Source organism: Pseudalkalibacillus sp. JSM 102089 (assembly GCF_041366475.1).
GTDB lineage: Bacteria > Bacillota > Bacilli > Bacillales > Guptibacillaceae > Guptibacillus > Guptibacillus hwajinpoensis_B.
Genome location: NZ_JBEWYW010000007.1, coordinates 125,280 through 147,917, shown reverse-complemented (window position 1 = coordinate 147,917; position 22,638 = coordinate 125,280). Strand labels below are relative to the sequence as shown.

The window sequence follows — 22,638 nt, the reverse complement described above, 5'->3', positions numbered from 1 at the left end:
GCGTTATAGTAGGTATTCATTTCATCGTCTCAAAACACGGTTTCATTGCTTCGCGTAACGTCCTTGCAGAATGATGCAGTTGTTTCATCTCGGTTTCTGTGAGATCAAGCTCTACAATCTCTCGAATACCGTTTCTGTCGATAATGGCTGGGGCGCCAATATAGATGTCATTAAGGCCATATTCACCTTGCATCAACGTAGAGATCGTTAGAATAGAGCTTTCGTTTCTTAGAATTGCTTTGGTCAGACGAACAAGTCCCATTGCAATACCGTAATAAGTTGCGCCTTTCCGATTAATAATGTGGTAAGCTGCGTCGCGGACGTTCGTAAAAATCTCGTCAAGTACTAGCAACTCTTCTTCTGATATCATTTTCGTTACTGGGCGGCTACTAATGGTAGCGTGGCTCCATGCTGGAAGCTCCGTATCGCCATGCTCGCCGAGGATATAAGCATGTACATTTCTAGAATCGACTTGGAAATGATCGCCGATTAAGTAACGAAGTCTTGCGGTATCGAGAATCGTACCAGAACCAATAACGCGTTCCATCGGTAGTCCAGAGAATTTCCATGTAGCATAAGAGAGGATATCTACTGGATTGGTTGCAACGATAAATAGTCCGTCAAAACCACTCTCCATAACAGCAGTGACAATTCCCCTAAAGATGTTTACATTCTTTTCAACAAGATCAAGTCTCGTTTCCCCAGGTTTCTGATTTGCGCCGGCTGTAATCACGACAATATCAGCATCTCGGCAGTCTTCGTAATCCCCTGCCCAGATTCTCATAGCTGATCTAAACGGCATCCCGTGATTTAAATCTCTGGCTTCTCCTTCGGCTTTTTCTTTATTTAAGTCAATGAGCACCATTTCATTTACAACTTCTTGATTTAATAAGGCGAAGGCATAGCTTGTTCCAACAAATCCCGTTCCAATGACAGCCACTCTCGTTGTATATCGTTCGTTTTTCATATTCATTCCACCAATCTATTGTATGTGATGTCTTTCACATACTTAATATAACGTGGATTAAAATGCTCATATGTGACAAAGATCACATGGAAGGGTTTACATATAAAATTAATTTTAAAAGGTAAAATAAACATGATTAAATGAGAAGTCTATGTAAAAAAACGCTCAAAATCTGAGCGTTTTGTTTTTTACCAGAAAAAGAAAGGTGACCAGCTATAAGCGGCGATGGAGGCAAGACCGACTGCAATGAGAGCCGCTCCGAAAAAGAAGTGGCTACCAAAGCCTGGCCCATCGTTTTCGCCATCCATCGGGCGAAGGTAGACATTGTCGCGGTCACAGTGATCGATGTAACCGTAATGCGTTTTGCCATCATGACATCGAATGGCTACACACCTACCAGCGTTTTTAGTAAATTCGTCGTGATAAGACATGTTATTCCTCTTTTCTTGTTAAATGTAAGATTCGGGAAACTCTTAGATCGTGCATTATTACCTTATGAAATTCAAATAGGTGAGGTTTGGACAGGAATGGAGATAAAACAAAATAACAGCTCTTTTATAAAAGAAATAAAGTAGCTATGATAAGGATAGAACGAAGGAGGGGTGAAATGGACGGTATTAAACAAATTGGGTCTTTCTATCAAGTCGATCATGAGGGGTACCTTGTAAATGATACGTCTTGGGAGAAAATCAATAGAAACTATCGAAACGCGATCGATCGTGCTGTGGAGAATTTAACTATAGCTATGCCTTTAAGCAGCATTTATTTAAGAGGATCAGTGCCAAAGGGGAAAGGGATAGAAGGTGTGTCTGATCTCGATCTCATTGTTTTAACAGAGAACGGGAATGAGCAAGTAGCAGAATTATTGAATCAACAATTAGTTGATGAATTTCCATGGTTAAATGGGTGTGAGATAAGTTTCCATTCAGCTAAAGAGTTAGAGGGGTTAACTTCCTTTTCAATCATTCCATTCATGCTGAAAACGTCCAGTCTCTGTGTTTATGGAAAAGATATGGCAAAAGCTATTCCTAGGTTCAAGCCAGATAGAGCTCTTGCAAATGATCATCTGATTCAGTTAGAAAACCACATCGTTCAGGCAAAAAGCGAGCTTGTTGGAAATGAAGATAGTGAGGATATAGCGGATTGCTGCGGATGGATTATGAAAATTATTGTCCGGAGCGGTCTCGCGCTTGTGATGGAGAAAGATCCAATGTATACAAGAGACCTTTATCCAGCTTATAAGCTGTTTAGTAATTTTTATCCACATAAAGAGTCTTATATGAAACAAGCCTTAACATACGCTGTATTTCCTACATCCTCAAGAGAAGAGATTACTCACTTTTTGGATCAGTATGGGGGTTGGCTTATTCAAGAAGCGAATGATTGGCTAAATGAGTATAACCCTGAAAGAGTTCGGCATCTTTCGATTGAGTAGTAAAAAGGGAGCGAGATCATGGATTCGATCTCGCTCCCTTTTTAAAATTTCATAAATAGGTGATTAGCGCAATTCCGCAAAGAAACAAAACGCTAAGAATCACTTTTCCAAAGAGAGGGAGCTGTTCTTTTCCCTTCTCATTAATACGTTCTTCTTCCTCTTCAAGAGTCGTTTTATCTTTCGATTGGCAGCAGCCCATATCATCACACCTTTTCGGTTTAATACGCTATCCGTCAAAGGGGATTCTCTGTTCAATGTATCCCTAAGCGACGCTATCCTTATCCCAACCGGAGATATCGATTTCTAGTGGAATGTTGGCAGCGCGTTGCTTACGAGCAGAGTAGAAGAAAGCTACAATAACGGCGATCGTAATGATGGTTGCGCCGATGTAGGCGACATTCATTGGTAAGCGAAAGCCGATTGGTGCATTGAGAATGTAAGTTGTCGTTGCCATTGTGATAAAAATTGCTGGGATCATGGCAATCCAGTAGTTTTTCTTTGCAATAAACAAGTACATCGCGCCAACCCATAAGGCAATCATCGCTGTAGACTGGTTAGCCCATGAGAAGTATCTCCACAGAAGGGTGAAATCAATTTTCGTAAGCCCAAATGCGACAACGAAAAGCGGTAGTGCGATCCAGAGGCGATTTGTTACTTTGCGCTGTGAGTAATTAAAGTAGTCTGCAATAATCATACGAGCACTTCTGAAGGCTGTATCACCGGACGTGATTGGAAGGACAATGACACCAAGAATGGCAAGCGTCCCGCCGATTGCACCGAGCATGAGAGTAGAAGCTTCACTTACAATCGCAGCCGGTCCACCATTAGCAAGGAGTTCATTTAACCCAACCGGTCCATTGAATAAGCTCATAGCAGCAGCAGCCCAAATCATCGCAATGACACCTTCTGCAATCATCATTCCGTAGAAAATGTTACGACCTTGTTTTTCATTTTGCGTAGTACGTGAAATGATTGGCGTTTGTGTAGCGTGAAATCCAGAAAGTGCGCCGCAAGAAATTGTTAAGAATAGTAAAGGAAAGACTGGTGCGTTGTCAGGGTGGAAATTACTTAGCGTGATTTCAGGAATCGGTGCGCCAGTGAACACAAGTCCAGCACCAACGCCGAGTGCGCTAATAAGAAGAAGTGCACCAAAAATCGGATAAAAGCGTCCAATGATTTTATCAATCGGTAACAATGTAGCTAGGATATAGTAAACAAAAATTGCTCCTAGAATAAGACCTATTGTTGCCCAGCCGTTCATTAAGTTGTTCAATAGTCCAGCTGGTGCTGTGACAAACACCGTTCCTGTTAGAAGGAGAAGTAGCACAGCGAATGCATTTACAACGTGCTTCATCACTTTTCCAAGAAACTTTCCTGCAAGTTCAGGTAAGTGTGCGCCTCTGTTACGAATGGAGATCATTCCTGTAAGGTAATCGTGAACAGCTCCTGCGAAAATACAGCCAAACACGATCCAGAGAAAAGCGACTGGCCCGTAGAGTGCACCAAGAATCGGTCCGAAGATTGGACCAACTCCTGCAATGTTCAATAATTGAATCAAGGAGTTCTTCTTCGTGTTCATTGGAAGGTAATCGACGCCATCCTGATGCGTATAGGCGGGGGTTTGCCGTGCTTCCTTAATGCCAAAAATTTTCTCAACAAATTTTCCGTAAGTAAAATAACCAATTATAAGAAGTGCAATTCCTGCTAGAAATGTATACATGAAATCATCCCTTTCCGTACAATGTATGCGTTTACATAAAGTATAAGAGATGAGAGGGAGGAATGGACTAATTCCGCTCTAACATGTCTGAAAGTTGGATTGAGATGTCTGTATGAAAGACTGAAATGCACTCGGAATTATAATTCTAGTTCAGTACGTAGCGCTTTTACATAATTACGACTTACAGAAAGCTTTTCTTGAACACCTTCTAATTCAAGCTGATAAGCACCATTGAACCATGGGGTCAGGCGCGTGACGTAGTGAAGATTAACAAGATATCCTTTATGGATTCTAAAAAACGAAAAGGAGGATAGTCTGCTTTCCAGTTCTTTCAGCGCCATCTTCACTTCGTACTCGCCATTTTTTACAACGATCCGTGAGACTTTTTCATCGCGAAAAATAAAGAGGATATCATTGGGATCGAGGTAATGAATCTCACCTTCTAGTTCAACTGAGAGCTTGCCTTTCTTTGGCGGAGGTTCTTCTTTAGTAGATACTTGCATCAACTTCTCTAGACGTTGTACGGTTTGATGAAGCTGTTCTTCATCATAGGGTTTCAGAAGATAGTCAATCGCTTCATATCGAAAAGCTTCTGCAGCAAATTCAGGATAAGCAGTCGCAAAAACAATTAGAGGAGATTTCTTAAGTTCCAATAAGGCTTTTGCTGCTTCCATCCCATTCATTTTGGGCATCTCAACATCAAGAAAAACAACATCTGGTTGAAGTTGAAGTGCTTTGATCACTGCTGTTTCACCTGAATCAGCCTCACCGATCACATTTATCGACTTAAAATGTGAGAGTAAATGAACGAGTTCCTGGCGGCTGTATCGTTCATCATCCACGATTAAACATTTCATTTCGTTCATCTATTCGTCCTCCATTAGTGGAATCAAAAAGCAAATGGTTGTACCGTTGCTAGGCTCGCTATGAATGGCAAGGCTTGCTTCGCTTCCAAATAGCATTGTTAGGCGACGATTAACGTTATAGAGGCCAAGCCCTGTACCAATTTCTGACGACACGTGTGCTCTACCAAGCTCTGGTAAACGATCAGGTGAAATCCCTTCACCGTTATCAGTTACGCAAACAGTAACCCCGTTTGGATTTTGAGCAATTGTAATTTCAACAAGACAATCGTTTTCCTTATTTTTGATACCATGTTTAATAGCATTCTCAACAATCGGCTGTAACGTGAGTGGAGGTAGTTGGACAGATAATACACTTTCATCGATTGTATATTTAACGGTTAGTCTGTCTACAAATCGTGCTTCTTCCACTTCAAGGTAGGCTTTCACGTGTTTTAACTCCTGGTTAAGCGAGGTCATGTTCGCTGTAGTACCAGATAAATTTTGTCTTAAAAAGTGTGAAAGGGAAACGAGTAATTTACGTGCTTTATCAGGTTCAATTCGAATTAACGAAATGATCGTATTAAGTGAATTAAAGAGAAAGTGCGGACTGATTTGTGCTTGTAATGCTTTGATTTCGGCTTCTTTTGCAAGCTGATAGGCTTTATCCGCTTCAGCTATTTCTAACTGATTACTAAGAAGATTGCTGAGACCGAGAACGAGCTCAGTAATAATATGGGTAATCTCTTTTTCCGATCGGAAATAGAATTTTAGCGTGCCGATTGTTTTACCACGCTGTTTAAGGGGAGCAATAATGGCTGCTCCGAGCGGACAATTTTTCTCAGCACAGTGAATGGTTTGATCGTTTGCTATAACAATTTCACCTTTATGAATAACGTCTTTCGTAATGGTCGTTTGAATCTCGTGTCCTGATTGATGATGGTCGTTCGCAAGGCCGACGTGACTTAAAATGTGTGTACGATCCGTTATAGCTACTGCGCTACCTTCAATTTCTCGATGAAGAATCTGACAGACTTCATGAGCTGAAGCTTCAGAAAGCCCTTGTCTGAGATAACCAAGTGTTTGATCTGCGATACGAAGGGTTTTCTGTGCCTGAAGAGCACCAGCTTTTTCTTCCTCGTTTACAACATTTTTTATGATAAGGAGGAAAAGAGCACAGCCAATTCCGTTTGCGAGAATCATTGGAATTCCGATCACTTCTACAAGAGCCATGGCATTTTGAAACGGTTTTGAAAGAAGCAAGATAATGAGCATTTGAACGGCTTCTGCACCTGCACCGATCATAAAGGCTGATCGAAGTTTTACATGACGGTTTCGTCTGTGTAGAGAGCCAGCGATAAGTCCAGCAATAATGGAGGCAAGTCCACAAGCTACTGCTGTAAATCCACCAAGCATATAGCGATGAATCCCTGCAATAAGTCCTGCACCAAATCCAACCCTCTTTCCACCAAGAAGTCCAGCAAGAACGACTCCGATTACTCTTGAATTCGCGATGGCTTCGTCAGAAGAAACTTCTAGTGGCCATGAATTAAATTGGAGTGAATCTGTACTAAATGTTAATCCTGTATATGTTCCTATGATCCCAAAGAAACCAAAGAAGCCAATCGCAACATACTGCTGCTTACGAGCAAGCTGATCGCTGTATATCATATCTCGGAAGAAGCGAAAGCGGGTTAGCACAAACGCAATTGTGACGATAATGCCAAGTCGCTCTAGCATCGTAAGCAAGAGTTCGAACATGAGGGGAAGCTCCTTTCTGGTTTCTGGTTTCTGGTGCCTGTCACCGCCCGGTTTAAGTCAAATTCTGTCGAATGGTAAAGCGGTTACTTCTTATTATACGGGTTTTAATGTAGAGATAAAATGGATGGAAGAGAGAAGACGAATCACTTGCATATCAGCTCCGATTTCATCTAACCGCTTATTTTTACGTTAGAATATCAAATTTCCTTAACCGGTACTGCAAGCTTTGTCTACTCAGACCTAATACTTTTGCGGTTTGGGAGATATTGTTTTTGTTTTTTTGAAGCACCTTTTGGATATAAACTTTTTCAGCTTTCTCCATTTGTTCCTTTAATGGGATGATTTGATTGGAATGATGAATGGTAAGATGATCAGCCTCAATCAAATGTCTTTCCTTTTGTAATGGAGTTTTATTTCGATACTGAATGGGCAAATGAGAATAGTGTATGATGTCTTCGCTCATCATTAAATTCATGGCACCTTCAATAATATGCTCTAATTCTCGTACATTCCCTGGCCAGTCGTAAACCTGAAATGATTCAGAGACTTCGGTATCTACTCCTTTAACATCCATTTGAAAGAGTTCGTTATATTTTGAGATAAACGAATCCACTAATAAAGAGATGTCCTCTTTCCTTTCTCTAAGTGGAGGGATAAATAGCGTCACAACCCCAAGTCGGAAATACAAGTCTTTACGCATTCGTTCCTGCGCAATGGCTTCAATGGGATCTTCGTTCATTGTAGCGATGATTCTAACGTCAATGGTCTTATCTTCTGTGTCACCAATGCGCCGAATTGTTTTTTCCTGTAGGACTCTCAATAGTTTCGCTTGTAAATTCATACTTAAAGAATTGATTTCATCAAGTAATAACGTCCCGCCTTCTGCTTGTTCAAATAAGCCTGGTCGCTCAGTTGCTCCTGTAAATGCGCCTCGCTTCGTACCGAATAGAAGGCTTTCAATCAAATTATCAGGTAAGGCAGCACAGTTTTGTGAAATAAATGGAGCGGAAGAACGGTGGCTACCATTGTGGATGCTTTGAGCAAATAATTCTTTCCCTGTTCCGGTTTCCCCAACGATCAAAACAGACGACGATGTCCGTGTGCTTCGTTTTGTATTTTCAATCACTTCTTGAATGGCAAGGCTATCTCCAATAATGCTATCGAATGTGAATCGAGTGTTTCCTTTTCGATTCATATTGTCACGAATTAACCGTTCAAGCTTTGTTACGTCGTTAGAAATCTCGACAGCGCCTTTAATAGTTCCATTTACTATAATGGGAAATGAGTTGTTAATTGTTGTGATTTCTTTCCCTTTATTATTGAAATATGTTTGCTTCACATTCGACGTTTCGATGCCTTTTTGAAGTGCCTTAACAAGCGTGCTGCTTTCATTCGCTGAGAACATAAAGACGTCTAATAAATATTTATCAACCACATCCTGGCGATCCATGGCTTCAATTTGCATCATTTTAGGATTATAAATGATCGTTTTGCCTTTTTCATCAATCACATGAACGCCGACGTCGATTTCATCGATGATTTTTTTATATACCTGGTTCATGGTGTTAAGTACTTTCAAATCGTTCTCCGTTTCATTATCCAAGTTACGTACCTCCTTTGTTGCTATCGCTATTGTATGTATGAAAGTACATGGATTGCAATATTATTTTGCACACACATGCAAAATAAATCAATTGTATGCAAAGATGTTTTGCATGGCAAAAATGAATAATCCCCGTTCTCCCTAAGATTTAATCGTTTTAAAAAGTTGGCATAAAACTTGCTTGTTACTAACGAGAGGGAGAGCGAAGATTTTTTGCTCCTCTAGGTGAGGCGAACTTTTAAAGGAGGAAGAACATGAAGACACAATCAACGACTGAGAATGTGATTGAAAAAACAACTCAATATGGAGCGAATAACTATAACCCGCTTCCAATTGTGATTACGGATGCAGAAGGGGTGTGGGTGAAAGACCCTGAAGGTAACCGATATATGGATATGTTGAGTGCTTATTCAGCAGTTAATCAAGGACACCGTCATCCGAAAATTATTCAAGCCTTGAAGGACCAGGCAGATCGCATTACATTAACATCCCGAGCTTTTCATAACGACCAATTGGCTCCGTTTTATGAGAAGGTCGCAAAGCTAACAAATAAAGCAAAAGTTCTTCCAATGAACACTGGGGCAGAAGCAGTGGAAACCGCTATTAAAACGGTGCGACGCTGGGCATATAATGTCAAAGGCGTTTCTGAAAATCAGGCTGAAATTATTGCATGCGTCGGGAATTTTCATGGACGTACAATGACGGCTGTCTCTCTCTCTTCTGAGGCAGAATACCAAAGAGGATTTGGTCCAATGTTACCGGGAATTAAATTGATTCCATACGGTGATATTGATGCGCTACGAAATGCCATTACACCAAATACAGCTGCTTTCCTCTTTGAACCGATTCAAGGAGAAGCAGGGATTGTCATTCCTCCAGAAGGCTTTTTAAAGGAAGCTTATGATGTTTGTAAAGAAAGTAATGTGCTTTACGTCGCGGATGAAATTCAAGCTGGTCTTGGGCGCTCGGGTAAAACATTTGCGTGCGATTGGGAAAATGTGGAGCCGGATATTTACATTCTTGGAAAAGCGCTAGGTGGAGGCGTCTTCCCAATCTCATGTATTGCTGCTAATGAAGAAATTCTTGGTGTCTTTAATCCTGGCTCACACGGATCCACATTTGGTGGAAATCCGCTTGGCTGTGCCGTTTCTGTTGCTGCTCTTGAAGTTTTAGAAGACGAACAGTTAGCTCAGCGGTCACTCGAGCTTGGAAACTATTTTCAAGAAAAATTAAAGGAAATCAATAACCCTCTAATTAAAGAAGTACGCGGTAAAGGATTATTTATCGGAGTTGAATTAACAGAGGCTGCAAGACCTTACTGCGAAAAGTTAAAAGAAGAAGGGCTTTTATGTAAGGAAACGCATGATACGGTGATCCGATTTGCGCCACCGCTTATCATTTCAAGAGAAGATCTTGATTGGGCCATAGCTAAAATCGTAAATGTGTTGTCCAAGTAATAAAGCAACCTTATTTTATAAATTTATGAATATTGAAAACTGAACAAAGAAGCTAGTGAACTAAGGTTCGCTAGCTTCTTTGAATTTTTTTTAGGATTGTAATACATTATCCACAAAGTTCAGTAAGGATCTTTTGAATTGTGTAGATGCTATCATCCTTCTTAAACTGCTTCGAGAAGGTAGGAGCTTGTGAACTGGAAATCCAGATTTTAAGCTCTGCATCAAGATCAAAGTGTCCTGCCGTTTCAATGCTGAAGTGCGAAATGCTCTTGTATAGAACAGAATGATATTCCACTTTCTTACCTGTCATGCCTTGCTTGTCAACAAACAAAAGGCGTTTGTCTGTAAAGACAATTAAATCCCTCACAAGCTTAAATGCGGCATTCACCTCTTCTGTTTCTGAAAGAATGGTAGAAAGCTCTTTTTGCACATCTTCCTTCTTCATCGTTGAAGCATTCCCCATAAATCCGCTTAAAATACCCATTGTAACTCCTCCTTCACATTTGTATTATGTTCTCTCTCATATTCTAGCATAGGTAGTGCCTGTCACCACCCGAACTGACTCGAATGCTGTCGAGCAATATATGGATAAAAGAAGAGGTTCTTGCATACGTATCGTATGATGCTCGTGATAAACTTGAGTTAGCTATACGATGAGGATTAACGGCAATTATTTCTTATTTATAGGAGGGGTAACAATGCCATTTTTGAATATTGAAGATGATGTAGAGCTCTATTATGAAGATGTTGGTATGGGGCAGCCTGTGATTTTCATTCATGGCGTTTGGATGAGTAGCCGCTTTTTCAAAAAACAGCTTCCGTACTTCAGGCAGAAGTATCGTGCTATTTCTCTAGACTTAAGAGGTCATGGGCAATCCTCTCACGTTCAAACAGGGCACTCAGTAGCAAACTATGCTCGTGATCTGAAGAAATTTATTGATCAGCTTCATCTGAAGGACGTAACGCTAGTTGGATGGTCAATGGGTGCCTTTGTTATATGGGAATACTTACAGCAGTTCGGTGAGGATAACGTGAAGGGGACAGTTATTGTTGATGAGCTAGCATCGGATTTTAAGTGGCCAGATTTTGAAATAGGCGCATTTGATCTCCCGGCACTTATTGGAATGATGAGAGAGATTCAATCGGATCAAAAGGGATTGCTTCAAGGATTCATTCCACTGATGTTTAAAAAAGATTTGTCTGAATCTGAGCTCGAGTGGATGTTAGCAGAGACAACCAAAGTGCCTGCTTCCATTGCAAGTGCAATTCTTTTCGATCAATCCATCATTGACTGCCGCCCTTATTTAAACCAAATAACGAAACCAACATTACTATGTTTTGGGAAAGAGGAGAAGCTTATACCAGTAGCAGCTGGGGAGCACTTAAATCGAGCGATCCCTAACTCGAAACTTGAGTTGTTTGAAGAAAGCTGTCACTGTCCGTTTATAGAAGAAGCTGATAAGTTTAATCGAGTTGTTGATGAGTTTATTGGAGGTTTAAATTAGTTATTGTTTATTAGTGCCTGTCACCACCCGATTAAGCTCAAATTTTGTCGAGTAGGATAATGGGATATCGTTAAAGAAAAAGTTAAGGATTATAAGTCCTTAGCTTTTTTTATTTGTTTTATTTATCTAATATTATAATAATAATCGTGAAGTAATCTTTTGGAATGTGCGGAATAATCTAAAAACTAAATAATTTTTAGGATAGTATCTTAATTTTTTCGGATTATCAGTTTTGTCGAATCCGTTTACAATTTATTTGTAAGCGCTTTTAAAACGATAAGGGGGATGGGGAATGTTGAAAAAGATAAGATCTCATAGTTTATTTATCGCTATGCTGGTCCTTGTACTGATGCTTTCGGCATGTTCAGGTGATGATACTTCAAGCGGTTCATCTGGGGGAGACGGAGATAAGGTCGAATTAACGTTCTGGAACATTTGGACCGAGCCTTCACCACAAAATGAAGCGAGTCTTAAGCAGATAGAAAAGTTCAATAAGGAACACCCTAATATTGTCATTAATCAACAGAGTATTCCACATGACCAATTTAAAGTCAAAGTTAAAACACAAGCTGCAGGTAAGCAGTTACCAGATCTAGTTCAGGTTTTTCCTGGAGCAGAACTTAAGCCTCTAGTAGATGGGAAACTCGTTCAACCAATTGATAATATTTTAAGTAACTGGGACGACCTTATCAAAGAAGGGCAGCTTGGTGATTACCGCGTTGATGGTAAGCAGTACGCACTCCCAGCAAATATCACACCAACAAGTCTTGTGTATTATGACAAGGATATGCTTAAGGAAGCTGGTTATGATGAGTTTCCACAAAGGTATGATGAGTTCAAAAAGTTAATAAAAACACTTAAATCAAATGATGCAATTCCGATTGCACTTGGTAACAAAGCGCAGTGGGTATTACAGTCTTCGTATATCAGTACGATTGGAGACCGCATGACAGGCAGTGAATTCCTGTCAGAAGTACTAAATGGGGATAAGAAGTTTACGGATGAAAAGTTTATTGATGCAGTAAACGTGATCAAGGAGCTTTCCGACATGGAAGCATTCAATGAAGACTTCAACTCGATCGATAACATCCAGCATCGAGATTTATTTGCTATGGGTGACGCAGCTATGATGATCGATGGAGCATGGTCTCTTGGACCACTTCTTGAATCTGTACCGGATAAGAATATCGGTATCGCCCTGTTCCCTCAAATTGATGGTGGGGAAGGAGATCCCTCAGCAGTTTCTGCTGTAACGGGTACTGGTATCGCATTGAATAGTGAACTTGAAGGCGAAGATCTTGAAGCGGCACAGGAATTTTTGAAAAGCTTCTATTCTGAAGAATACTATCAAAATCTTATGAAAGCAGACATTCTAGTTGCAGCGGATATTGAACCGCCTTCTGACATCAGTCCACTCCTTAGAGAAGTTTCTGAGCTGACAAATGGTCAAATCGCGCCTGTATATGATGCGACCCTTCCAACTGACGTGACAGATACTATTAACTCTGGTTTACAGGAAGTAACACTTGGCACGATGACACCTGAGGAACTAGCGAAACAGCTTCAGAAAGCTGTTGAGAAGAGTAAGTAACGGTTAGAAGGAAATCAGGTCTTTAGAAACTTGGTTTCCTTCTTTTTTTCAAAGGAGGAGAGTTATGCATCTGTTAAGCAGAAGTAAATGGCCTGCATTTGTGGGGTTAGCCCCGGCGTTTCTTATTTATATATTGTTTGCAATCGTTCCGATACTCATCTCGTTCTATTACTCTGTCATGAGGTGGGACGGGTTCACCGAAATGGAATTTGTTGGCCTGGCTAACTTCCAGGAAGCCCTTACGGATCCGATTTTTTGGCAATCTCTCAAAAATAATCTATACGTTGTCGGGGCATCTGTATTTGGACAGATTCCGATCGCCTTATTTATTGCCCTCTTATTGAATAGAAAGATCAAAGGTGGGAAATTTTTCAGAACTGTTGGCTTTATGCCAGTCGTTATTTCTACGGTCATCATTTCGTTAGTGTGGGGAATGATGTACAACTCAAGAATAGGGTTATTCAATCAACTGCTCGAATCTATTGGCCTTGAATCTCTTACTCAGAACTGGCTAGGTGACCCGAAGTGGTCAATGATATCGGTTTGTATTACGATCATCTGGCAGTTCGTAGGTCTTTATCTCATTATCTTTCTCGCTGCACTTCAGAACATTCCGGAGGAAATATATGAAGCAGCTAGAATTGATGGAGCTTCTGGTTTAAAGCAAACGTTTTATATTACGCTGCCGATGATGTGGGACTCGATCATTGTTGCAGTCATTCTATGTATAAGCGGAAGTCTACGAACGTTTGATTTAATTTACGTTATGACTTCTGGGGGACCAGGACATTCTACTGAAGTTATGGCGATGTATATGTTTGAACAGACATTTTCTTCTACTCGCTACGGGTATGGGAGTGCGCTTTCTTTGTTTATCTTCTTCTTTAGCCTGGCACTCGTCTATCTGTCTACGAGAATTCTACGAAGAAAGTCAGTTTGATCGGATGGGAGGAATCAAGACATGGCTGAGACAGCTTATCGAAAGCAGACAAATGTTAATTATCAGGATAGTAGATTAAAAGCTAGAAAGGTCTCGAAAAAGACATTGATTTATATTTTATTACTGATGTATGCGTTGATGAATGCTTATCCTATTCTCTGGATGGTACTGAATTCATTCAAAAGCAATACTGAATTCGCAGAGAACCCTTTCTCTTTCCCGGCAACGTGGTTATTTGAAAACTATAAGACAGCATGGGAAACAGCTAGGTTAGATACTTATTTTCTAAACAGTATCATCGTTACTGTTATCGCGGTCGCTGTAACCGTACTTGCGGGTGCGCTTGCTTCTTATTTTCTTTCACGCTTTACGTATAAATGGGGCAAATACATGTATGCGTTCTTTGTATTTGGAATGCTTATTCCCATTCACGCCACACTTGTACCGATGTTTCTTCTAATGAAAAACCTTGGATTGTTAAATACACACGCGGGTCTCATATTGCCTTACATCGCTTTCAATCTTCCGATCACGATATTTATACTCGTAAGCTTCATGAAGGCTTTTCCAAAGGACATCGAAGAATCAGCGATCATGGATGGCTGTGGTGTGTTTCGAATCTTCTGGTCTATTATTCTACCGATGACAAAACCAGCACTTGCGACAGTGGTTATTTTGAACTTTATCAATAACTGGAACGAGTTCTCCTTTGCGCTCGTATTGATTAACGAAGATGCGCTTAAGACGCTGCCGTTAGGATTAGCGAATTTTGCAGGCCAATATACAACGAATTACGGAGCACAGATGGCGGGGCTAACGCTCGCGATCATACCGACCATCATTATTTACATGATTTTAGAAGAGCATCTTGTAAAAGGGATGACAGCTGGCGCAGTGAAAGGATAAGCTTTAAAGTAAACGTCAACATGAGAGGTAGATGACATGAAGCGATTGCTGTCCTTTTCCGGTTGGAAACTTCATTGGAAGTTCTTTTTCATCTTTTTCACCCTTGTATTAGTTCCGATTCTTGCTTTCAGTCTCTATATTTATTCGGAAGCGAATCAGGCGATTCAGCTTCAAGCTGTTAATAATACAAGAGGACATCTCGAGAAAATAGACCAGAATATTTCTGCATTCACTAGTGATATTGAAGATATCTCATCTTACATGATTTATAGCGAAGATATCCGCTCCTTCCTAAGAACGGAAGAGTCGCCCGGTAACCGTACGTATTTAAACGATATGGAACGCAGAATTACTGGTTTTACTACGTTTCATCTTACGTCTAAATTTTATTTACATTCGATTTCATTGTCATCTGTTAACGGCCATCACCTGGATATGGGCACCCCTCTTAAAGAAAATCAGGAGGACGTCTGGAAAGTGAAGGCGGAGGAGTTTGCTGGCAAACCTTATTGGAGCGATGCTTATAAGATTCGTGACGCGTGGGGGCGTGATCGAAAGGTCGTGAGTTTATTTCGTGTTATCAATGATGTTAATAACGTGTCACTTCCGCTTGGAATGGTTACGATTCGCTTTGATGCATTAAAATTCTATGAACTGATCGATACTGACTTTAAGAATTTAGAGACGATGTTCGTTTTAAATCACCATGGGCAAGTTGTGATGCATCCAGATGAGGACATGATCGGTAAACCTTATCCTGACGAGAATATTGTAAAAGCTATTATTCGTAACGGTGATAAAAATAGCACACTCCAATATGAGAGAGACGATGTGAACTATACTATTGTTACGCAGCCAGTTGCTGGGGCGGATCTTGTCATCCTTGGGGCAGTTAATGAGAAGAGTGTTGCCGAGGGGATCACTAGTATACAACAGTCGATTTTAATCATGATGATCGCTTTGACTCTTTTTGGATTACTCGCGATCTTTGGTTTTTACTACTTTAATATCCGAAGAATCCGTGAATTAACGAGGGAAACTCGACAGTTAGAGCGTGGGGACTTTTCTGCAAATGTCTCTGTAGGATCAAGTGATGAAATTGGGTTATTAGGAATGAGGTTTAACAAAATGGTTGAGCGTTTACGCTATTTGATCGACAACGAGTACAAGATGGAGCTAAGAAATCGTGAGTCAGAACTCAAGCTTCTGCAAAGTCAGATCAACCCTCATTTTCTTTACAATACATTGGATATGATTCGCTGGACGGCACGCTTAGAGAAAGCGATGGAGACTAGTAAACTAATTGAACAATTATCAAAGATGTTCAGAATTAGTTTGAATCGTGGGAAACCATGGATCACATTAAAAGACGAGCTTACCTACAGTCAGGGGTACTTAGATTTACAAAAAAGACGTCTTGGGAAAAAACTTCAGTACACCCTTTATTGTGATCATGCCGCGATGGGGTCTATCATGCTAAAGCAAACGATCCAGCCATTAATAGAGAACAGCCTTCATCATGGATTTGAAAATATGAGGACGGAGAGGAAAATCTATATTCGTTGTTTTCGGGACGACCAGGATCTGGTGATCGATGTACTGGATAATGGTAAAGGATTCGGAGAAGGAACTACAATGGAAAGTATTCAATCTGGATATGCGCTGAAAAATATACAAGATCGGCTACTCATTGCGTTCGGATCAAGAGCTTCTCTGACGATTGAAGACAAACCTTCGCCTGGAGCCTGGGTCAGAGTGAGATTCCCCTATCTTGAAACAGAAGAAGAAATTGAAGTCTGGAAAAGTGCAGGTGAATGATATGAATCTCAAAGTGTTGATTGTTGATGATGAACCAATTATTTGCGAAGGTTTAAAAAATACTGTGCCCTGGGATGAAATGGGGGCTGAAGTGATTGGAGAGGCCTATGACGGTGAAGAAGCACTTGAGGTGATTGAAGCACATGATGTGGATGTCGTTTTATCCGATGTGAAGATGCCCATTATGGACGGACTTGAACTAGCGGGTGAGGTGTACAAGCGCTATCCATCGATTCGGATGATCATAATCAGTGGATATGATGAATTCGAGTACGCGAAGCAGGCTATGAAACTTGGGATTAAAGATTATTTACTTAAGCCTGTTGATATCGATGAGCTGATGGAATTGATCATCTCCATTAGAAAAGAGACCGAACACTTAAAAAAACAAGAGTGGGAAAGCGGCGCCAAGCAGATTCTCTCTTCACTTGCTACAGGTCAGGAGCTGAGTTATTTACCAGGAAGTGTGAAAACAGCAATTTCTGGAGGGATTCAGTTAGTTGGAAGTGAGATTCAACACTTCTCGAATGTTGTAAATAACTGTTCATCGTTGGAAGAAATCGAACTTAAGAAACAATGGATGAAAGAGTTAAGCAAGGCGATGAGTGAAAGAGGGATAAGAAACGTTTCGATCGTAGTGGGAGAAAACAGTCTTCTTACATGTTGTGGAGGAGCTTCCTTCAGTGAGCATAAGAGTCTCCTTGAGCAAACGTCTCGAAAGTTGGGATTCTCGCTAAACCTAACGATCTCTCATGAGGCAAAAACAGCTGATACTCTTCAACGACAGTATTACTTATTAAACGAAGCGATGAAAGCTCAGGCTTTTCATAGTGATGAGGTGCTTGAAGTGGAAGCTGTTCTTCATCAAGTAAACATCCCTTTTTCACTAGAACCCTTTGAGAAGGATGTGAAACAACTACATAGTGAAGAAGAGTACGAGGATTTTAGTGTGCGTCTTTTACAAACGTTTAAACAAAATCGCTGGTATCTTGAAAATATCGTGCGATCTTTAGAAGATTTCGAGAAAAAAATATTCAAAGAATTTTATCCGGAGATCAATGTGAATCTATATGGCAAATTGAATGTTGGAGTTCATAACTCGTATGAGCAGCTGGGAAAGCTCTTTTATCAAGATCTTATCGCGTATGGAGCCTACCAGGAGACGACGGCAAATGCAGGTTCACGCTGGTTGATCAGGAAAGCGGTTTCTTATATCGAAGAAAATTATGGGCATGATTTGAAAGCTTCTGAGGTAGCGGATGTGATCAATGTTTCTCCTAATTATTTTAGCCAGCTGTTTAAACGGGAGACGGATCTTCACTTTAATGATTACCTACATGAAATTCGAATTGGAGAGGCAAAAGTGCTCTTGAAGGAAACGCCTTATCGTGTCTTTGAAATCGCTCAGATGGTAGGATACCACGATTATAAGTATTTTGTTCATAACTTCAAAAAAGTCTCGTCCATGACGCCTACTCAATATAGAAGTATTATTTTTCAAAAGAGTAAGGCGCATGGAGAAAGGAATGGATTATGAAACTTAGTAGCGAATGGAAATTACAGTGGTTTGAAGCGGGAGAAAAGAATCCGCTCGAATTAGCCGCTCCTTACTATATCGATCATTTTTGGATGACGACAGCTGTACCGGGAGATGTTCATTCTACTCTTATCGATAAGAAGTTAATTAAAGATCCTTTTATCGGTCATAATGACCTGGATTGTCGCTGGGTAGAGGAGAAAGAATGGTGGTATCGTACATCTTTTAGCTGGGACGAGTCTTTGTCTAAAAGTGAGAAGCTTGAATTGGAATTTGAAGGTCTGGATACTTTCGCAACTGTCTATCTGAACGGACTGGAAATAGGAAGTACCGAGAATATGTTTATCGAGCACTCCTTTGACGTGAGTAGAGCGATTAAACAGGGGAAGAATAAGCTTGCTGTTCGATTCGATCCAGTGACTGAAGAGGTGGAAGGCAAAGAGCGTAATTATTGGTGTAGCTATGGTAAGGAGAGGATTTGGGCTCGAAAAGCTGCAATGAACTTCGGATGGGACTGGGGGCCGCGACTCGTTACGACTGGTATCTGGAAAGCTGTTCATCTTCACAAGCGAACGAAAGGGAAGTTTGACGGTGTGTTCGCTAAAACCGTTAAGGCGAATGAGGAAAAGGCTCTGGTTGAAATTAAAACAGACATCAAGTCCTTTTATCCATTTCATACAGAAAATTTCCGAATTGAAGTAGAGCTGCTTACAGCTGATGGTGCAGAGGTATGTTTTGTTAAGTCAAATCTGACGACACTACACCTTGAAATCGATCATCCTACGCTATGGTGGACGCATGATCTTGGTGAACCATATCTTTATGAATTGAACGTGAAGTTGAAAGATGAAGACGGTACCGTGGTGGATGAACATTCTCAGCAGTTTGGCATTAGAACGGTTACTGTTGAGCAAAAACATGAAAATGGGGAGAACCTCTTTGTTTTTAATTTGAATGGTGTTCGGTTATTTGCTAAAGGTGCGAACTGGATACCCGTTCATAGTTTCATAGGTGCAGCGCGGAATGATCGATATTCGAACCAGTTGGAATTAGCGAAAGACGCTCACATGAACATGATGCGAGTATGGGGTGGGGGTATTTATGAAAAAGATATCTTCTACGAAGAGTGTGATCGATTAGGGCTCTTAGTCTGGCAGGACTTTATGTTCGCTAATGCGCTTTATCCAGATTATAACGAAAACTTCATGGAGAATGTACGAAATGAAGTAAGTAAGGTTGTGAAGCGTTTAAGAAAGCATACGTGTCTAGCTCTATGGTGCGGAAATAATGAAATTGATTGGATCTATGATCGTAAACATTCCGATGGTGAGATCACGACTCCTTTCTATGGTGAACAAATTTATCATAGCCTTATCCCGGAAATACTGAAGAAGCTGGATAACACCCGTCTTTATTGGCCGAGTTCACCATTTGGAGGAAATGATCTGGACGCTGAGGAAATGGGAGATCGTCATAACTGGCAAGTCTGGCATGGAAATGTTGAACCAAGAAAAAAAGGGGAGGCTGTTGTTCAGGACATTTCTCTTGAAGGTGTTTCATTTAAGAATTATAAGAAAGACTACACTCGTTTTTCGAGCGAATTTGGGATGCATGCATCTTCTAACCAGTTCACATTAAAAAGCTACATTCCTGAAGGTGAATTTTATTGGAAAAGTGATGAAATGTCTTATCGAAATAAGGACCATTTTCATGAAAAAGGAATACTCCTTATGGAAGGTTATACTGGCATACCGGAAACGATCGATGAGTATATGAATTACTCTATGTTGACTCAGGCAGAAGGACTAAAGTATGGAATCGAACACTATAGAAGGCAGAAACCATTTACAGCTGGCGCATTGATCTGGCAGCTTAATGATTGCTGGCCAGGTACAAGCTGGTCGATGATCGATTATGAGCTCCTACCGAAGGCTTCCTATTATTATGCTAAGAAATTCTTTGCTCCTGTTATGGCGGTAATTGATCATGATCCAGGAGAGTCATTAAAACTCTCTGTTATAAATGATCGGCTGACTTCTATTAAAGATTCACTTAACGTTGACGTAGTAGGATTTAATGGGGAAGTGGTTTTCTCAAGATCACTCGACTTTTCAGTAGAAAGCAATTCGGTAACAGAATTAGCTGTCTTATCTGAAGAAGAAGTGCTAAATGGTGCATCTGCTTCTAAAGTAATTGTTAGAGCGTATGCAGCGACTGGCTCTTTCGAAGAAAATCGTTACTATTTAAGAGATTATAAAGACATGAACTATCCTGCTGCTGTAGTGGAGATTGAAAATAACGAGGCCGAGAACACGATAACGCTAAGCTCACGAGAGCTAGCGAGGTTCGTGAAAGTGGACTTTAATCAAAGCGGCGTAACGTGCTCAGATAACTTTTTTGATCTTCTACCTGGGGAATCCAAAACGATCAATCTCTGTCAATTGAATGGAGAGGCGATTCAGTTTGAGGGGATTTCCGTAAGTTCTATGAATAGCAGAAAGACAATACCCATTAAAGAACTTCAGAGATAATGTATTGACTCCCCCCTAGAACTAACAGGTCGGGTGAGGATCTTTTAATACGAGAGGAGAGAGAGAAGTTGGCAAACATCACCCTTCAGCTTTATTCACTGAAAGAAGAAGCCGAAAAAAATTTTCTTGGCATGATCGAACGTGTTGGTGATATGGGATACGATGGCGTCCAATTTGCGGGTTTTTTTGATGCCTCAGCAGAACAAGTTTGTGAAAGCTTAGATAAGAAGGGATTAAAGCGAGCCGGTTCACATGTGGGCATTCATCAGCTAGGAGAAGATCGACTTGAGGAACTCTTCTCCTATCATGAAGCGATCGGTGAGCATTTACTGATTTGTCCTGCCTTACCAGAAGAAATGAGGAAAACAGCCGATGACTATAAGCGTTCGGCTGAAAAGCTAAACCGTATAGGCGAAAGCTGTAAGAATGCAGGATTTGAATTTGGTTATCATAACCACGCTTTTGAGTTTACGGATATGGGCGAAGGTACTGGCTTCGATCTTTTGTTTAAAGAAACATCCAAAGATCTAGTGAAAATGGAATTGGATTGTTATTGGGCAGCCTATTCGAGTCATGATCCTCTTCAAATCATTCAGATTTACCAAGATCGAATCGTCTCGTTGCATATTAAAGATATGATAGGAGATGGCACGAAAAGGTCAACTGAAGTAGGTAAAGGAATGATTGATTATCCCGGGCTGATGCGTGAAGCGGATAAGGTCAACATCGATTGGTTCACTGTAGAACAAGAGGAATTCGACGGGAACCCATATGATAGTCTTGTAGAAAACTTGGCAGCATTGAAGCGCTTTTCTCCTAATGAAAGAGGTGGGACAGGTTGAAAATGATGTTCAGATGGTTCGGTGAAGGAAATGATACGGTGCCATTGCGCTATATCAAACAAATCCCTGGTACTGAAGGAATCGTTTGGGCACTGCATGATCTCCCTGCTGGAGAAGAATGGCCTATGGAAAAGATAGAGGCAGTGAGAAAACAGGCCGTTGATAGCGGATTATCTAATGAAGTTGTAGAAAGTGTCAATGTACATGAGGCGATCAAATTAGGTCATTCCGATCGAGACTACTATATTGAAAACTATAATAAGACGATAGAAAAGTTAGCAAGCGTTGGGGTGAAAGTGATTTGCTACAATTTCATGCCTGTGTTTGACTGGTTTCGAACCGATTTAAAAAAACGGTTAAAGGATGGGTCGACGGCTCTTTTCTATGAGCATGAGAAAGTAACTAATATGAATGTAAGGCAGATCGTTAAGCAGAATGCGGATGATCTTGATTTTCACATGCCCGGTTGGGAACCCGAGCGCTTAGGAGAATTATCCACTCTGCTTGATTCCTATCAGGGCATTACAGAGGAAGATCTTTTTAGCAATTTGCATTATTTTCTTAATGCGATTATTCCTATGGCAGAAGCAAATGGCGTGAAAATGGCGATTCATCCGGATGATCCGCCTTGGTCTACCTTCGGTTTGCCGAGGATTATCACGAATCGAGAAAATATATCTCGCATGCTGAAGATGGTCGACAGTGCCTCGAACTGCCTGACATTTTGTAGTGGCTCTCTTGGAGCGAATCCTAAGAATCATCCCGGCAACATAGTGAGAGAGTTTGCTGATCGAATTGCGTTCGCACATATCCGCAATGTAAAAACCGAGGACAACGGAGACTTTATAGAGGCTTCCCATCGAACTCAAGATGGATCTGTTGATATTTATGATGTAGTAAAGGCTCTTCATGAGAGTGGCTATAAAGGGTACGTGCGTCCGGATCATGGGAGACATATATGGGATGAAGTTTGTCGCCCTGGTTATGGTTTATATGACCGAGCACTTGGAATCATGTATTTGCTTGGAGTTTGGGATTCATTAAACCGTATTCCGAGTTTAAAAGAGAAATGAAATTTATTTACAACAAAATAGATGGAGAGCTTGCATACAAAGTAGCTAAAAAATTCAAACATCATACCGCTTATTTCACATGGAGGGAGAGACAATAATAAAGTCCTCTT

General features: G+C 40.7%; 19 protein-coding genes. 11 read left to right on the top strand and 8 right to left on the bottom strand.

Annotated features, from left to right (window positions below; translation table 11 throughout):
* Positions 1–16 precede the first annotated feature (16 nt).
* Together ABVF21_RS15735 and ABVF21_RS15730 are read right to left on the bottom strand one after the other, a co-directional pair.
* Entirely contained in the window at positions 17–967 is a 951-nt protein-coding gene (locus tag ABVF21_RS15735) for an L-lactate dehydrogenase (protein WP_371018556.1), read from the bottom strand.
* A gap of 188 nt (positions 968–1,155) precedes the next feature.
* A complete protein-coding gene (locus ABVF21_RS15730) occupies positions 1,156–1,398 on the bottom strand; it encodes a hypothetical protein (protein WP_303533730.1) in 243 nt (80 codons plus the stop codon).
* 176 nt (positions 1,399–1,574) lie between these two features.
* On the opposite strand from ABVF21_RS15730, the gene ABVF21_RS15725 reads away from it, so the two are divergent.
* Positions 1,575–2,402, top strand: a complete 828-nt coding sequence (locus ABVF21_RS15725; RefSeq protein ID WP_371018555.1) for a nucleotidyltransferase — start codon at positions 1,575–1,577, stop codon at positions 2,400–2,402.
* A gap of 49 nt (positions 2,403–2,451) precedes the next feature.
* On the opposite strand, the gene ABVF21_RS15720 is transcribed toward ABVF21_RS15725, so the two are convergent.
* The 5 genes from ABVF21_RS15720 to ABVF21_RS15700 form a co-directional block, all read right to left on the bottom strand.
* The gene (locus ABVF21_RS15720; RefSeq protein ID WP_283153130.1) at positions 2,452–2,601 is read right to left on the bottom strand and encodes a hypothetical protein; all 150 of its coding nucleotides are present in this window, start codon (positions 2,599–2,601) and stop codon (positions 2,452–2,454) included.
* A gap of 63 nt (positions 2,602–2,664) precedes the next feature.
* Positions 2,665–4,122 (bottom strand): carbon starvation CstA family protein, encoded by a 1,458-nt coding sequence (locus ABVF21_RS15715; RefSeq protein ID WP_303533737.1) that lies wholly within the window; start codon positions 4,120–4,122, stop codon positions 2,665–2,667.
* Between the two features lie 137 nt (positions 4,123–4,259).
* Positions 4,260–4,988 (bottom strand): LytR/AlgR family response regulator transcription factor, encoded by a 729-nt coding sequence (locus ABVF21_RS15710; RefSeq protein ID WP_303533740.1) that lies wholly within the window; start codon positions 4,986–4,988, stop codon positions 4,260–4,262.
* Complete coding sequence (locus ABVF21_RS15705; RefSeq protein WP_303533742.1) at positions 4,989–6,725, bottom strand: sensor histidine kinase; 1,737 nt, start codon at positions 6,723–6,725, stop codon at positions 4,989–4,991.
* A gap of 184 nt (positions 6,726–6,909) precedes the next feature.
* Positions 6,910–8,286 carry a sigma-54 interaction domain-containing protein gene (locus ABVF21_RS15700; RefSeq protein ID WP_371018580.1) on the bottom strand — a complete coding sequence of 459 codons (1,377 nt, stop codon included), beginning with the start codon at positions 8,284–8,286 and terminating at the stop codon, positions 6,910–6,912.
* A gap of 296 nt (positions 8,287–8,582) precedes the next feature.
* Here ABVF21_RS15700 and ABVF21_RS15695 point away from each other — a divergent pair, with 296 nt between their 5' ends.
* Positions 8,583–9,785 carry an ornithine--oxo-acid transaminase gene (locus tag ABVF21_RS15695; RefSeq protein ID WP_303533744.1) on the top strand — a complete coding sequence of 401 codons (1,203 nt, stop codon included), beginning with the start codon at positions 8,583–8,585 and terminating at the stop codon, positions 9,783–9,785.
* Positions 9,786–9,891: 106 nt separating this feature from the next.
* Here the strand turns inward: ABVF21_RS15695 and ABVF21_RS15690 are convergent, their stop codons facing one another.
* Complete coding sequence (locus ABVF21_RS15690; RefSeq protein ID WP_194222382.1) at positions 9,892–10,269, bottom strand: PH domain-containing protein; 378 nt, start codon at positions 10,267–10,269, stop codon at positions 9,892–9,894.
* 214 nt (positions 10,270–10,483) lie between these two features.
* Between ABVF21_RS15690 and ABVF21_RS15685 the strand changes: the two genes are divergently transcribed.
* The 9 genes from ABVF21_RS15685 (at position 10,484) to uxuA (ending at position 22,528) form a co-directional block, all read left to right on the top strand.
* Positions 10,484–11,290 carry an alpha/beta fold hydrolase gene (locus ABVF21_RS15685; RefSeq protein WP_303533747.1) on the top strand — a complete coding sequence of 269 codons (807 nt, stop codon included), beginning with the start codon at positions 10,484–10,486 and terminating at the stop codon, positions 11,288–11,290.
* 292 nt (positions 11,291–11,582) lie between these two features.
* Entirely contained in the window at positions 11,583–12,881 is a 1,299-nt protein-coding gene (locus ABVF21_RS15680; protein ID WP_303533749.1) for an extracellular solute-binding protein, read from the top strand.
* Positions 12,882–12,945: 64 nt separating this feature from the next.
* On the top strand, positions 12,946–13,821 hold the full coding sequence (locus tag ABVF21_RS15675; RefSeq protein WP_194222379.1) for a carbohydrate ABC transporter permease: 876 nt from the start codon (positions 12,946–12,948) through the stop codon (positions 13,819–13,821).
* 21 nt (positions 13,822–13,842) lie between these two features.
* The gene (locus ABVF21_RS15670) at positions 13,843–14,727 is read left to right on the top strand and encodes a carbohydrate ABC transporter permease (RefSeq protein WP_371018554.1); all 885 of its coding nucleotides are present in this window, start codon (positions 13,843–13,845) and stop codon (positions 14,725–14,727) included.
* A 36-nt stretch (positions 14,728–14,763) separates the two neighbouring features.
* On the top strand, positions 14,764–16,545 hold the full coding sequence (locus ABVF21_RS15665; protein ID WP_371018553.1) for a sensor histidine kinase: 1,782 nt from the start codon (positions 14,764–14,766) through the stop codon (positions 16,543–16,545).
* Between the two features lies 1 nt (position 16,546).
* Complete coding sequence (locus tag ABVF21_RS15660) at positions 16,547–18,082, top strand: response regulator transcription factor (protein ID WP_303533756.1); 1,536 nt, start codon at positions 16,547–16,549, stop codon at positions 18,080–18,082.
* A complete protein-coding gene (locus ABVF21_RS15655; protein ID WP_371018552.1) occupies positions 18,079–20,613 on the top strand; it encodes a beta-mannosidase in 2,535 nt (844 codons plus the stop codon). The genes ABVF21_RS15660 and ABVF21_RS15655 overlap by 4 nt, the downstream gene beginning before the upstream one ends.
* 68 nt (positions 20,614–20,681) lie before the next feature.
* Positions 20,682–21,455 carry a sugar phosphate isomerase/epimerase family protein gene (locus tag ABVF21_RS15650; protein WP_303533759.1) on the top strand — a complete coding sequence of 258 codons (774 nt, stop codon included), beginning with the start codon at positions 20,682–20,684 and terminating at the stop codon, positions 21,453–21,455.
* Positions 21,452–22,528, top strand: coding sequence for a mannonate dehydratase (gene uxuA, locus ABVF21_RS15645; RefSeq protein WP_371018551.1), 1,077 nt, complete (start codon positions 21,452–21,454; stop codon positions 22,526–22,528). Before ABVF21_RS15650 ends, uxuA begins: the two co-directional genes overlap by 4 nt.
* Positions 22,529–22,638 lie beyond the last annotated feature (110 nt).